This window comes from Chryseobacterium sp. JV558, assembly GCF_033712365.1.
GTDB lineage: Bacteria > Bacteroidota > Bacteroidia > Flavobacteriales > Weeksellaceae > Chryseobacterium.
Window position 1 is genome coordinate 1 of record NZ_WJHU01000015.1, and the last position, 13090, is coordinate 13090.

Sequence of the window (13090 nt, forward strand, 5' to 3'; positions counted from 1 at the left end):
AATTCAAAAGCAGAAAAGAGGCTAAATTGGCGACATTTAGTTATATTGAAGGTTGGTACAATAAAGACAGGATACCTTCAGCATCAGTCTACAAATCTCCAAAGCAGAGACTGGGTGAACTCATTGGAAATAGTATGAATAAATTCACGATCCGCCTTTTTTCTCACTGACAATCTTCACACTTCGTGTCGAAATTTGAAAATAGGAGAGTACGTCATTATTTTCTTTAAATACCTACTGCCCCCTTTATAAAATTTACAATGTTAGCTCCGCAGTTCATCAAAAGCTCCTCTTTTATCAGCATAAATTTTTATTTTAATCATTCATGTGAAAATATCTTGTGTACGGTTCCTAGTTTATTTTATACGTGTACAAAGCTCTCTTATGACCATTTGTCGTCGTGATCATTTCTCTTAAGCTCTCTTTCAACTTCATCAATTTCAGGTAAAGGAAGAAGATAAGTATCATTAATATATTTTAGAATACTTTTATTTGTTTTATCATTTATTTTTCTGATGAAAAGGCGATTAGAGGATTTTAGAGTTTCGATGAAGCTGTCCGCATACTGGTCTTTACTAAAAAAAGTTTTTTCAATGACTGCTCTTTTATCATCATTCACAATAATATCATTAAAGACTGTGTTGAGAAGTACTGTCTGGAAAAATGATTCCGCTGGTAAAAGCGTATGCAGGTAATAGTCTTCAAAATCCATTACCCTTTTGTTATTAGTCAAAAATATGCAGGTTTCTCTTGTAAGGATAAACCATTTCCCACCAATATAAGGTATAACTTCTTTCATAAACTCTCTTTTATAAATAAATGAAGATATTTTATGAGTCAGCTCCGTAAAATGATTTTGTATCCTTTGAAGTGTATCAGGCCTATAAAACTTCTGGTCATAATAAAAAAGATAATTTCGTCCATTATTATCGGTAAGAAATTTACGTATAATATTTTGTGACTTAAGGGAGGAGTCTTCACCGCTTAGGTTGATAAAATAATCCCAGTCAGGGCTTACATTCAAAAGATATTCCATCGCATTAAGTTCTGCCTGAATCATACTAAATCCTCCGGATACAATATTCATGCTTTCTAAAATATATACATTGGGAAAGTGTATTATATACAATTGTATCTCTTCCGTTAATTCTGCTTTGGCTTTGCGGTCAATATGAATAAGATAAAATTGATCCCTAGTGTAAATCTTCTGAAACATTTCTTTAAATGCATCAGGTTTATGATGTATCATAATAAAATAAGCAATCCTCACTTGCGGAGCTGAATGCAGGTCTGAAGTTTGGGGATGAGGATGAGTTATGGGAGATGACGTTTGCATGGGGGTAAAATTTAAAATCATCCGCACAGGCAAACAATTCAGTTTATGTGCGTAAGCTATGAATATATTTTTGATAATCAGTTAATTAAATTGACTGTTACCCAATTATTTTATGGTACATTTGCAAAGCATTTATAAAACAGGTTTCTGCCTTTGCTATTCTGTAATAGTTTAAACTCACAATTTTTCTTTCAGTCTTTGCTTTTTCAGCCGCCCAATTATCAATCGGGTTTCTAATGTGAAATGGCCTACAAGTTTTTTCATCCTGGAATGATATGTTATTGCAGGCTTATGAATTATAAATAATTAATTTATAATAAGTTATGCAAATAAAAATGATGAGGAGAAGAAATATTTCAGCTCATCCTATAATACACCAACTCAAATTCTAAAAAGTGAATTTGCTTACAAAATCTGTAGAGTTTACAGAAAATAATAAATAATTTTTTAATAATAATTACAATGCAAGAAGGCACAGTAAAATTTTTCAATGAAGCAAAAGGCTTCGGATTTATTTCTCCTACAGACGGGAGTAAGGATATATTTGTACATTCTTCAGGATTAGACACTAGAGCAATCCATGAGAATGATAAAGTCGTTTTCGATGTACAAAAGAGTGATAAAGGCTTAAATGCAGTTAATGTAAAATTGGCGTAATTAAGTTTTAATATCATCTGTTTGAAATAAATATTATTTTCAATTTCAGTATCATATTTTTATATTTTTTACAATTGAAATCCAAAAACCATTGGTATCTGGATATATTGTTTGAAAGAACATTAGATTACTTTTTATTTTCATAATGTTCATTTGCCTCTCACATAACGTGAGAGGTTTTTTCAAGAAAGAATTCCAGTCAGCTTACTATAAAAACAAAGACAATAGATAGGATGATGATCATCAATAATTTTACAGAATATAAAGCTTTGGAAGGTCAAATGATCGGGTTTTCTGACCGGCACACCATAGATCAGAAGCAAATCAACAGGAGTGTTTGCAGAAGAGACTTTAGATGGTCAGTGGATCCATATTAATAAGGGAAAAGGGAAAAAAGAAGGCCCCTTTAAATCAACCATTGCTCATGGCTATTTGCTATTATCACTGATCCCTCATTTCTGGAAATAAATTGCTGAGGTGAGAAACGTAAAAATGAAAATCAATTTTAATATTTGATTAAATAACTTTTTCATATAAAATCATAATGATCCAGTCTTATCACAAAGTAATGTTCAATTGTTTTTTGAGCTTTTTTGCACATTGATAAAAGATCATTTCCTGATGTATCGTCGAAACTAAAGTCATCATGGGTTTTCACGATATATTCGGTTACTATTTCAATATTCATTATATTGATTTCTGTTATATCGCTTTTCAGCCTTTGTTCTTCTTTGAAGAAAGGTATTTTGTGAAAAATAGAATTGTTAAACTTAAAAAGATGTATTGTTTTCACTACAAGAATATTTAATATGATGAAAATTTTTGAAATCTATTTAATAAGTTTATCTTTCATTTTTCTATTGATCCATTTATTGGATAAAGTATGTTCTGACGGTCGTGGGAACATGCCTGCTGAAAGTATATATAGTAGGCTGTTCCAAAAATTATTTTTTCTATAGAATTCATGACTGTAGTTAGTTAATACTTTTAAGTATTCGTGTTCATATTTCTTTGCTTCCTGTAATGTGTAATTTTTCGGAATATCTTTAATAATATCCATAGTGGTTTGGTTAAAGATTTTAGGCGAATATTTTTCTATAAAGTCAGATTCAAGCCTGCACATACCAATAAGTGGAATGAATAAAGAAAAAATTTCATCATAAAAGTTACAAATACCTGTTTTCCATGATAATCTTTCTTCTTCCGGTAAAATTTGGATAGCCAAATGGATGAGTTTTTTATGGCTTGCTTCCAGCTCATCTGTATTGGTTTTGTTTTGCTTCCAGAATATGAGTGAATTGATTTTATTTCTTTTAATAATATTCTCTAATAAATATTCAAACTGTATTCTAATGTATTTTATACTGTCGCTTAGATCTTCTAAAACAGACTGCCACAGATTATGCTGGCTTAAACTGCAATGAGTACTAAATACCAATCTTGATTTGTTATTGAGAATCTGTAATTCCTTTAACATGCGAAGAACTTCCTTCGTGTCTCTTTCTAAGGTGATGTTGGTATTTCTGATGTAAAATAAAGAAACAAATTGTGAGTAATAGGCCCTTCTTGAAATATTTTTTTTATTTCTGAGTCCCAATTTGTTCTTTGGATGATTAGTCAGCTTTTTCATTGGGAGTTATTGTATATTATTTTTTTTGATGTCCCTTTTTCAAAGGATTTTTGCTGCCTTATAAGGGAAATAAGATATTGTCTTAAATCTCTGATCGTAATATTTTTCTCTGTAAAAGAAAAAAATAATGGAGTTTCGTCTAAAAGGTCATACAGCTCAGGGAATTCTTTTTGAATCTCAACTGTTTTTTTTAATATCTTTTTTGTTAAAACTGATATGGTATCTATATTATTCATAGCCGCTTTTTATTATTGTTACGATCATCTTAAAGCGTTTATTTCCTTTTATCGAATGAGATATATGGCCAGGAATAATTATGCATTCACCTTCTTCCATAAAATAAGTAGCTCCGTCTATAATAATTTCTGCTTTACCTTCAATAATTTGTGCAACAATGTCAAAAGGAGAAATCTTTTCAGATAACCCTTCTTTGTCATCAAAAGATAAAACACTTATATTGCCGGTCAGTTTTTCCATTATTTTTTTTGCTGACTACAGAATTTGGAATGTAATCTACAATCTGGCTGGTAATATATACTTTCGACTTTTCAAGTTCTCTATGATTCATCACATTGGGTTTAAACATAAAAAGAGTAGATGGTATTGTAAATAAAAGGGACAGAACTGTCTAATATTCCATCCCTTTTTACAATTAAATCTTTGATAAATATATCTTTATCATCGGTTTTAAGTGTTCTTGAAAATAATTTATGAAAGGTTGATTTCTTTGATAATATTGAGAACCTCTTCACGGTTTTTTCTTAATCTGTTTCCGATTTTTTCCAGCATTTCCCTTTCTTTGCCTTCTTCAAACTTCAGATCGTGATCCGTTAATGTTGAAAATTTTTCTTTCAATTGTTTTGACTGTTCAATCCAGTCTCCAGGAGTTTTGAAAAATTTGTCGCCTTTATTGTGGTTTGTGTCCATAAGGTGGATTTTAGTGTAACTTCATTGCTACAGTACAAAGTTGGGTATTTAATAATCTATTGTATTACAGATTGTTTCTTTTATGTTGCAGATATCACACTTTTACAAAATTTCGGATTGTTTTGAGCATCTGAAATCCGGGCGTTTATAAGCTGTAAAAAGTTGGTGACTTTGATGAAGTGACGAACATTATTGAGCCTTAGGAAATGATTGCAAACTTAAAATATTACTATGTAATTTCAAATAAGTGATTGATTATTCGTACCTTGCTGAATAACTACATTGAACTGATGATCTAGATTCTTAGTTCCGGCATATTCTCTTCTTTTCATCATTTAATATTTCCGGTATATCGTCATCTCTAGTCTGCTTCAAATCATTAATAAAACTGTTTTGAAAAGGAAAATATAATCTACTGAATTTTTCCAAAAGACCATTCAACTGTAAAAAATATTAGTGTTTTTATGAATATTAAAAAATATTTATGGATGTGGACTTTTTTAGTTCCTATCTTGGCGTGGCTTTCGTATGTTGGAAATTCTGTTTTTTCTTCAGGGTATTATTCTGTGATTCTTACTTTATTTCTGATAGGAAGTGTTTTGGCTGCAGTGTATCATTCCGAAGTTATTGCCCATCGTTTGGGGGAGCCATTCGGAACTTTACTTCTGGCATTTGCCATCACAGTCATAGAGGTAGGACTTATTATTTCTATCATGATGGGAGCAAAAGGTTTAGAAACTATTACCCTTGCCAGAGATACGGTTTTTGCAGCAGTGATGATAATCCTTACCGGAATTATTGGGAGCTGTATTGTCATAGGTTCATTAAGATACAGAGAACAGAGCTTTACATTGCAGGGGGTAAGTACGGCACTCATTACGCTTACCTCCGTGATTATTTTTGTGCTTATTCTGCCTAATTATACGATAAGTCATCTCGGAGGTGAATATACATCCTTTCAATTGCTTTTTATTGCCTTGATTTCTTTAGGGCTTTATCTCGGATTTACTATGATCCAGACGTTTAGACACCGAAGCTTTTTTATTTCTCCGCAAAATAAACTATCCAAAAATGAGCCTGTACAAAGTAGTCATGAGATGATTTCCCGAAAACAATTGTATATCAGTTGTATATTATTGATCTTATCCCTGGGAATAGTCGTTTTTCTGGCAAAGCTTCTTTCAAAGGATGTTGAGCATATCGTTGTTTCGGTGGGTGCTCCAAGGTCTTTGGTAGGTATTATAATTGCGGGTATTGTTCTCCTTCCGGAAGGATTGGCTGCATTCAGGGCTGCAAAAAGTGATGAAATTCAAACCTCATTAAATCTGGCTTTTGGTTCAGCTTTAGCAAGTATAGGACTAAGTATTCCTGCCATTGCCATTATATCTGTAATGACTGGTATACGAATGACATTGGGAATAGATATCAAATCAACAATACTTTTAGGGCTGTCGCTTTTTATTATTACTGTTTCACTGGCAACGGGCAGAACCAATATTATGCAAGGAATTGTACTGATCGCTATATTTTTAATTTATCTTTTTATCACAATCGTACCATAAACCTATTTAGCTATGTATTATATAGTTTGATATATACTGAAACAGCCATCTTTAGTTTATATGATGTTGATGGTTGATATAGAATATATTTCATCAACTAAATCCATAAAAAAAACTTTTGACGCCTCAGGGAAATAATTTTTCCTTACCAAACAGACCGTTCTTATAATTAACCAATATTGGAAATCAAGTTTGAAAAGAAGTATTCTGAAAATAAGAAAAAGATTTTGCAATAAAAATTATTTATCGATATGACTAAAAAATATTACTTCCAAGATAAAAGTCAGAACATTATATCAGAAGATCAGTTAATTGGAAAAAAAATGGATGATATAGAACCTTTTCTTTTTGATTATCAGTTACAGAAATTGCATACAATAGAGCGTATTTATATCTTGAAAAAAACATTTTTCGGAATATTTAAAACAAGATTATATTTATATCTTAGTGAAGATATAGTATATAATTATGCTATTCAAAAAACATAAAATATTGTTATACTTTTACTATTATTCGCATTATAGTTTAATGTTAAAATTCAATTTCTTGTTTTATTTCGCATTGATAATCTCTGAAAGCTATGATATTATATTTATTGCCGCTGCACTGCAGAGATCCCTTACGTAATTGTTTTGAAGATTTTATTTCCCGCACTAAGCTTGTTATTTAGAATTCAGCAGGGTCAGAGATCTTTCAAAAATATTCAAAACAACCTATACTTTCTTATTCGATACTTTTATTATTATAATTGGATTGCTTGATAATAATAAATAAATTGGCTGCTTTATTTTGGCTACCTGCGGGTTTGCATAATTATTGCTAATTGTCCACTTCAGTTAGTAATTACGATTTCCTATACAAAAGTCATTAAACCATTATAAATAGAATCGCAAATTTTGTATAATAAAAAAATCCGCCATTATATGTGTTTTCGCGGATATGATCGCAATCATATCCGCGAAAACACTATATAATAAATTTGTGAAAGTTTTATTAGTCTCCCTAATGCCCTATAGTGGATTATATAACAAAAACCCTCCTTTTTAGGGGAGAGTCAATTGTACTAATGAGAATGTACAACTATTATGAACAATAAATGTATGTGTTAATCAATTGCATTTATATGCTGCAAGTCATACGATTCTATTTATGTGTGTTGTATATGCAGTAGAATTAATACAGTTATTTTTAACTCTTCTTAGGAAGAGATGCGGATAAATGACTGACATCTGTGTTTGATCAGCAGTTTAACTGTTGGTTGGAATTACGAGTAAACAAATACTTTGCAGACTATTGTCAATAATCTTATACTTACTTTCATTACAATGTATTACAACATTAATTATGTTCTTACTTTTTAAAACAGAGCCTTGCCATGAGGTAACTGACTGTTGATTCTGCTCCCTGATTGAGATTAATATTTTTCTCTTCAAGCCCGTCATAACATCCGCCTGTTGCAGGGTTATAAATAATCTGATGTAAATGATTCTTTCCTAAAAACCAACTAAAAGCATTTATCATCATCTGCAGGTATTTTTCATCCTTAAAAACCTTATAGAATGTGGATAAGGCCAATATGGTATAAGCAACATCAATAGGCTGTTCACCACCAATTGATTCAGGACTTTTAACAGTTTCTTTCTGCAGCCATCCTTTGTTGGATATTACTTTGATACCTCCCTTACTAAATGTTTTAGAAAGCAAAAACTTGAATGATTCACTGGCAACCTGTTTATACATTTCGTCTTGGGTTGTAATCCACGCACACAATAAAGCTTCAGGAAGTACGCTGTTTCCATAGGTCAGGTAGCTTTCAAACCAATGCCAGTCTTTATGTTTCTCATGCTGATACATTTTTACCAGTCTGTTAGCCATTTTTTTCAATAATGGAATATTGTTTTCAGAGTTTTGATAATGCAATCCCTTTATAATAAAAGCCATTGCACGTGTAGAATGAATTTTATCAATAGACGTAAGACTTTTTTCAATGATGGACTGTGCTTCATCAGAAAACAGTTGTGGTAAGATTGCTTTTATAGAAAGAAGGTACCCCAGTGCCCAGATTGCCCTACCATTGGAATCTTCAAGGTTGGTTTCGTAGTTCTGTTGTGCAAATTCTTTGTCTTGATTTACATAGTTGAGAAAACTACCATCTGGTTGTTGACAAAACTTTATTACATTCAGGTAGATTGAGATTAAGTCAAGATCAGATTCATCTTTGCTTACTTCATAATGTCTGCAGGCTACAATCAAAGCACGGGCATTATCGTCCAAAGTATACCCGGAATTGATATCAGGTTTGTTGATTTTAGAAAATTGGATCATTCCAAAATCCGTTGTCATATTTTTGATATGGCTAAGATTGATGATCGGGAATGTATAATGTAATGTCATTTTGTCTTTGTTGTATTGTTGAAATAATAAGGCGTGTGAAATAGATGAATTCTCCCAAGCCGTGGGAGCCATTTTTTCCAAACTATTTGAACGTAATTTTTCCTGTGTGTTTTCATTTTTCAGTAATGTATTCACAGCAGTAGCGAGTTGTTTCGGAGTTTCAAAATCAATAATAATTCCCAGATTTTCATTTAATACTTCTAGGGCATGTGGAATAGGAGTAGAAACAATAGGACATCCACAACTAATAGCATAGGAAAAGGTGCCACTCACCGCCTGGTGTCTGTCTTTTGAAGTGAAAAGATAGATATTGGTAAGCTGAAGATATTCTAACAACTTATCTAAAGGCAGATATTGATTGATAAAGTAAGTATGCTTTTCCAAATGGAGCCTTTTAATTGTGTCCTGCAAAAAATCACGGTATTTTTCACCTTCATACTTAATGACACTAGGGTGCGTTTTTCCAATAATCAAAAATATTACATCCGGATTTTGAGCAATGATTTCAGGGAGAGCTTCTAAAGTGGTTTCAATATTTTTACCAGAACCCAATAAGCCAAATGTTGAAAGTACCTTTTTATCTTTAAATCCGTATTTCGTTTTCAGTGAAATTTTATCGATAAATGGTAACAGGTGAGTACCATGGGGGATTACTTTAATTTTATCAGATGAAATATCATAATCAGTAGAAAGGATGTCCGCAGAAATATCTGTCATCACAATAATAGATTTGCAGAAACTACTGATTTCTTTTACTTTTTCTTTTAACTCCCAGTCCGGTTTTGGCAAAACGGTGTGAAAAGTAATGATGACGTCTTTCTCTAAGTTTTGAAGAAAAAGCAGCAATCCGTTTTTGGCCTCAGTGAAAAATCCAAACTCATGCTGAAGCATAACCAGTTGAATCCTGTTATTTTTGTTGATTTTATCAGCCAGCTCCAAATAAGAAATAGCATCGGATGTATTTAAGCGATATTCAGGATTTTCTTCGTATCGATGATGTTCCTCTTCAGTTTCCATTGGACAGATGATTATGGTGAATGATTCATTGAACTTGATCTGAAGAGATTTTATTAAATCCTGACAATATGTTGCAATACCACACACCTTTGGAGGAAAAGTACTTATAAAGATAATTTCAGGTTTATGATTAATTGTGCTTTTTCTATTCTGGACAGATCGTCTTTTTCTCTTTTCCTCCACGTCTGGTTTTATATTTTTATTCATGTTGATATCTATTTTAAGCTATGATATTCTCTAAAGAATACTCAGTTATGATGTATACTTTAGTAATTCCTCCAGTAATTCCGGGATATTTAAAGAAGCAATAGCAATTCTTTTATCTGCAGCTCCGTAGTAAATATGGAGTGTATCTCCTTCTGCAATGGCTCCGGTAGGGAAGCAGACATTGTTCACTTCTCCCTTCTGTTCCCATTCTTCTTCGGGTTTGAAAAGAGGGTAAGGAAGCCTTGAAATTTCTTTTTCGGGAGTATTAAGATCCAGTAAAGCAGCACATGCACTGTAAACATATCCTTCAATAGTATCATGTACGCCATGGTATATCAAAAGCCACCCATGCTCGGTTTCTATAGGGGGACATCCTCCGCCAATGTAGCTTACTTCATGCTCATATAGGGGAGATAATATAATATGATCTTTAAAGTGAAGGAAATAATCTTTCCAGAAATCAGGATTCAGATCTTCAATGTTTTTTATACCTACAATTTGAATATCGGGTCTTATGCGATGAAGAAAATAAAGCTTACCGTTAATCCTTCTTGGGAAAAATATCACATTTTTATCCCACAGGAAGACATCTTTATCCTTTGTAAGCGTAGGGGGGAGTTTGTTGAAACGTCTGTATTTTTCTGCTATTTCACCTTGGGATTCTGATAAAAATCTAAACTTGTTGTATGGAATTTTGGGAACAATTATGCCCTTTTTTTGCCATGACGTAAGATCCTCCGATACAGCGAGTGTTCCCAGTGCATTAATTCCGTCATAACTGGTATAGGTAAGATAAAACAAATGATCGATTTTTACGATTCTTGGATCTTCAACACCATGTTTTTCGTATTCAAACTCGGGGATGATAACCGGATTGCGTAACCGGATTTCTATAGTCTTATAATCTGATAGTATACAGTATCCGATACTGGAGAAATTATTCTTTGCAAGAGCCCTGTAAAATAAATGTATTTTTCCGTTATCCTTAATAACTGCGGGGTTTAAAACACCTTCACTCTCAAAGTCTAATGTCGTTTTTCTAAGTATAATTCCGTCTTTTTCCAAGGATACCATTTAGCTGCTGGTATTTTGGGCTTCGTTTTCCCTGGCTCTTCGTTTATTCATTTTTTCTTCCCGTTTCTCTTTTGCAGATTTCGCGGGTGGAGTTTTATCTGATTTCTTTTTTCCGTCTTTTTCTTTTGACATTGTGAAATATTTTTTTGTTAACTGTAAATTTCAGTCATTAAAAAAGGAAAGCCTTGCAATTGTCTTTCAATTTGTTGTATAAATCATAGATATTTCCAATTTAATAGATTAACTTTGAGTAAATATCTGTTAAGGAAATAATTGGCAGTATATATAGTAGGAAGGATGAAGTTGTATATAAAATATATGGTAAGTTTGCGCTGCAAAATGGTTGTTCATCAGGAATTGGAAAGGCTGGGCATTAAAAATGCTATTGTAGATTTGGGAACTGTAGAATTATTGGATGATATCAGCGTTGAACTAAGACAAATTCTAAAAGAAAACTTACTTAAAACAGGGCTTGAGATATTAGATGACAAAAAAAGCATCTTGATAGAGAAAATAAAAAATGTAGTCATAGAAATGATTCATTATTCAGATGCACTCCCAAAAGAAAATTTCTCAGATTATATAAGTGAAAAATTAGGATATGATTATACCTACCTTGCGAACACCTTTTCTGAAGTGAAAGGAATGACCCTGCAACATTTTATCATTATTAATAAAGTAGAAAAGGTGAAAGAATTATTGTTGTATGATGAACTCAATCTTACAGAAATCTCCTATAAACTCAATTACAGTAGTGTGGCCCATCTCTCTAACCAGTTTAAAAAGATTACAGGTCTTTCCCCTTCATTTTATAAACAGCTGAAACAAAAACGTCTTGGAAACCTGGAAGACTTATAAAAGGTGTGATATATGTAAAATTATTCCGGATATATATAGCTTAATATATATTAAAACGGCCACCTTTGTATTATAATAATCAAGAATTTATCAAATCCATTAAAGTTTATATTATCATAAGGTAGTGCAATTTTTAGGCTGGAAAATATATAGTGAGCACTTGAAAGTATCCATTATACAAAATGCTGGTATCCGGATTTTAAAACATCGTAGTAGTAAAGAAAGACTGGAAAAGGCCAATATAGACCATGATAAAAAATTAATAGACTAAGGATCCTCAACTTTGATAATGAGCATATTAAAACCCCGATAAAATAGTAGATCTGTTTTCAAAAGGTTTTAATTAATTTAAGGATAGGAACCCATGGTTTCTGTCCTTTTTAACCATATTGATGTGCAATAAATTTCATCAACTGAATCCACAAAAAGAAATCTGTTTGAACATTAATGAGTAAACAGCGTTTTTACATATAAACAGACTTTTCTTACTGTTACCCTAACACCAAAAGTAATGAAAACCATCAATCTTTTTAAGTTTAAGAACTCCATTTCCCGAAAGCTTCCTTTTTTTAAGGAAGAATGTAAATTAGATAATTTAAATGATTTAATGGTTTATGACCTGATGAACACCGAAAAAGTGACCGAGTTCATTATTGAGGTTCATGATGATTTTATTTTTGAAGATACGACCAGAGAGGATATTTTGGCAATGTGCAGCAATGCCAGGGAAGTAGTTGAGCATTATTTTGCAACAACAATGAATGATTATGACGTTATCTGAGCATTGATTTCAGCAGCGTAAAAAGTTTTTAGATCAACATTAAATATTTGATGCCATGAAATTTCAGCAAAGTTTACTTGATTATATCAGTACTTCACTCATTACAATGAATGAAACGGTTTCTATAGCAGAAAGTGTAACCTCGGGATTAATACAGCTTGCTTTTTCCCAGATGCCTAATGCAAAGCTGTTTTACAAAGGAGGAATAACCACTTTTACATTGCCTGAAAAAGTTAACTTTTTAGATATCAATCGAATTGAAGCTCAGGAAAATGGTTTTGAAACCCAAAAAATGGCAGATACAATGGCTGTAAAGGTCGCTGAATCATTTGGAACAGATTGGGGAATTGCATCTACGGGATATGCTGCATCTGTAAGAAATTCAGGGTTTAAAGTGTATTCATTCTGCTCATTCAGCTATAAAGGCGAGATTGTTCTTTCTAAACGGATAGAGCTTCATAATAAGACTCAGGCATTAGATTCGCAGTTATATTATACTGAATTTATTTTAGGATGTTATAAAAGTGCACTTAATCAAATATTAATTTAAAAGTATATTCATTTATTCTCAGTTCAAAGGAATACATTTCAATCTTTTATCTTCATCAATTATTTGTCGTATGATAGTAATTAATTTGTCTTCAGGT

The 13090-nt window shown here is 32.1% G+C and carries 14 protein-coding genes; 5 read left to right on the plus strand and 9 right to left on the minus strand.

The annotated features are described in order from the left end of the window. Window positions 1-382: 382 nt before the first annotated feature. Window positions 383-1336 (minus strand): beta-1,6-N-acetylglucosaminyltransferase, encoded by a 954-nt coding sequence (locus GFU89_RS23060; RefSeq protein ID WP_185018722.1) that lies wholly within the window; start codon window positions 1334-1336, stop codon window positions 383-385. A 462-nt stretch (window positions 1337-1798) separates the two neighbouring features. Between GFU89_RS23060 and GFU89_RS23065 the strand changes: the two genes are divergently transcribed. After that, the gene (locus tag GFU89_RS23065) at window positions 1799-1993 is read left to right on the plus strand and encodes a cold-shock protein (RefSeq protein WP_123318666.1); all 195 of its coding nucleotides are present in this window, start codon (window positions 1799-1801) and stop codon (window positions 1991-1993) included. A gap of 529 nt (window positions 1994-2522) precedes the next feature. On the opposite strand, the gene GFU89_RS23070 is transcribed toward GFU89_RS23065, so the two are convergent. The 5 genes from GFU89_RS23070 to GFU89_RS23090 all read right to left on the minus strand — a co-directional run bounded on the left by GFU89_RS23070 (window position 2523) and on the right by GFU89_RS23090 (window position 4550). Further along, a complete protein-coding gene (locus GFU89_RS23070) occupies window positions 2523-2786 on the minus strand; it encodes a heme oxygenase (RefSeq protein ID WP_318849362.1) in 264 nt (87 codons plus the stop codon). 36 nt (window positions 2787-2822) lie between these two features. Continuing rightward, on the minus strand, window positions 2823-3623 hold the full coding sequence (locus GFU89_RS23075) for a hypothetical protein (protein WP_318849363.1): 801 nt from the start codon (window positions 3621-3623) through the stop codon (window positions 2823-2825). Next, window positions 3620-3859 (minus strand): hypothetical protein, encoded by a 240-nt coding sequence (locus GFU89_RS23080; protein ID WP_149386490.1) that lies wholly within the window; start codon window positions 3857-3859, stop codon window positions 3620-3622. Before GFU89_RS23080 ends, GFU89_RS23075 begins: the two co-directional genes overlap by 4 nt. Beyond that, window positions 3852-4100, minus strand: a complete 249-nt coding sequence (locus tag GFU89_RS23085) for a cupin domain-containing protein (RefSeq protein ID WP_317133398.1) — start codon at window positions 4098-4100, stop codon at window positions 3852-3854. The genes GFU89_RS23080 and GFU89_RS23085 overlap by 8 nt, the downstream gene beginning before the upstream one ends. A 231-nt stretch (window positions 4101-4331) precedes the next feature. Next, window positions 4332-4550 (minus strand): hypothetical protein, encoded by a 219-nt coding sequence (locus GFU89_RS23090; protein ID WP_149386489.1) that lies wholly within the window; start codon window positions 4548-4550, stop codon window positions 4332-4334. 464 nt (window positions 4551-5014) lie between these two features. Between GFU89_RS23090 and GFU89_RS23095 the strand changes: the two genes are divergently transcribed. Further along, window positions 5015-6112, plus strand: a complete 1098-nt coding sequence (locus GFU89_RS23095) for a calcium:proton antiporter (protein WP_077415529.1) — start codon at window positions 5015-5017, stop codon at window positions 6110-6112. 1350 nt (window positions 6113-7462) lie between these two features. On the opposite strand, the gene GFU89_RS23100 is transcribed toward GFU89_RS23095, so the two are convergent. From GFU89_RS23100 to GFU89_RS23110, 3 genes are read right to left on the minus strand one after another with little or no spacing between them, the layout of a single operon-like run. Further along, window positions 7463-9730, minus strand: coding sequence for a glycosyltransferase (locus tag GFU89_RS23100; RefSeq protein ID WP_318849364.1), 2268 nt, complete (start codon window positions 9728-9730; stop codon window positions 7463-7465). Window positions 9731-9775: 45 nt separating this feature from the next. Further along, window positions 9776-10804 carry a pesticidal protein Cry7Aa gene (locus GFU89_RS23105; RefSeq protein WP_318849365.1) on the minus strand — a complete coding sequence of 343 codons (1029 nt, stop codon included), beginning with the start codon at window positions 10802-10804 and terminating at the stop codon, window positions 9776-9778. After that, window positions 10805-10936 carry a hypothetical protein gene (locus GFU89_RS23110; RefSeq protein ID WP_262884119.1) on the minus strand — a complete coding sequence of 44 codons (132 nt, stop codon included), beginning with the start codon at window positions 10934-10936 and terminating at the stop codon, window positions 10805-10807. A 165-nt stretch (window positions 10937-11101) separates the two neighbouring features. Between GFU89_RS23110 and GFU89_RS23115 the strand changes: the two genes are divergently transcribed. The 3 genes from GFU89_RS23115 to GFU89_RS23125 all read left to right on the plus strand — a co-directional run bounded on the left by GFU89_RS23115 (window position 11102) and on the right by GFU89_RS23125 (window position 12993). Next, a complete protein-coding gene (locus GFU89_RS23115) occupies window positions 11102-11662 on the plus strand; it encodes an AraC family transcriptional regulator (protein ID WP_318849366.1) in 561 nt (186 codons plus the stop codon). A 511-nt stretch (window positions 11663-12173) separates the two neighbouring features. Continuing rightward, entirely contained in the window at window positions 12174-12443 is a 270-nt protein-coding gene (locus tag GFU89_RS23120; protein ID WP_318849367.1) for a heme oxygenase, read from the plus strand. A gap of 55 nt (window positions 12444-12498) precedes the next feature. Next, window positions 12499-12993: a CinA family protein gene (locus tag GFU89_RS23125; protein ID WP_123318677.1), complete on the plus strand. Its 495-nt coding sequence runs from the start codon at window positions 12499-12501 to the stop codon at window positions 12991-12993. The last annotated feature ends 97 nt before the right edge of the window (window positions 12994-13090 follow it).

What these genes read in the sequence shown, in the direction of transcription:
- GFU89_RS23105 (WP_318849365.1), bottom strand. Translation starts at nt 10,804, where the DNA reads ATGGTATCCTTGGAAAAAGACGGAATTATACTTAGAAAAACGACATTA.
- GFU89_RS23115 (WP_318849366.1), top strand. Translation starts at nt 11,102, where the DNA reads ATGAAGTTGTATATAAAATATATGGTAAGTTTGCGCTGCAAAATGGTT.
- GFU89_RS23125 (WP_123318677.1), top strand. Translation starts at nt 12,499, where the DNA reads ATGAAATTTCAGCAAAGTTTACTTGATTATATCAGTACTTCACTCATT.
- GFU89_RS23100 (WP_318849364.1), bottom strand. Translation starts at nt 9,730, where the DNA reads ATGAATAAAAATATAAAACCAGACGTGGAGGAAAAGAGAAAAAGACGA.
- GFU89_RS23065 (WP_123318666.1), top strand. Translation starts at nt 1,799, where the DNA reads ATGCAAGAAGGCACAGTAAAATTTTTCAATGAAGCAAAAGGCTTCGGA.
- GFU89_RS23095 (WP_077415529.1), top strand. Translation starts at nt 5,015, where the DNA reads ATGAATATTAAAAAATATTTATGGATGTGGACTTTTTTAGTTCCTATC.
- GFU89_RS23075 (WP_318849363.1), bottom strand. Translation starts at nt 3,623, where the DNA reads ATGAAAAAGCTGACTAATCATCCAAAGAACAAATTGGGACTCAGAAAT.
- GFU89_RS23060 (WP_185018722.1), bottom strand. Translation starts at nt 1,336, where the DNA reads ATGCAAACGTCATCTCCCATAACTCATCCTCATCCCCAAACTTCAGAC.
- GFU89_RS23085 (WP_317133398.1), bottom strand. Translation starts at nt 4,100, where the DNA reads ATGGAAAAACTGACCGGCAATATAAGTGTTTTATCTTTTGATGACAAA.
- GFU89_RS23110 (WP_262884119.1), bottom strand. Translation starts at nt 10,936, where the DNA reads ATGTCAAAAGAAAAAGACGGAAAAAAGAAATCAGATAAAACTCCACCC.
- GFU89_RS23080 (WP_149386490.1), bottom strand. Translation starts at nt 3,859, where the DNA reads ATGAATAATATAGATACCATATCAGTTTTAACAAAAAAGATATTAAAA.
- GFU89_RS23090 (WP_149386489.1), bottom strand. Translation starts at nt 4,550, where the DNA reads ATGGACACAAACCACAATAAAGGCGACAAATTTTTCAAAACTCCTGGA.
- GFU89_RS23120 (WP_318849367.1), top strand. Translation starts at nt 12,174, where the DNA reads ATGAAAACCATCAATCTTTTTAAGTTTAAGAACTCCATTTCCCGAAAG.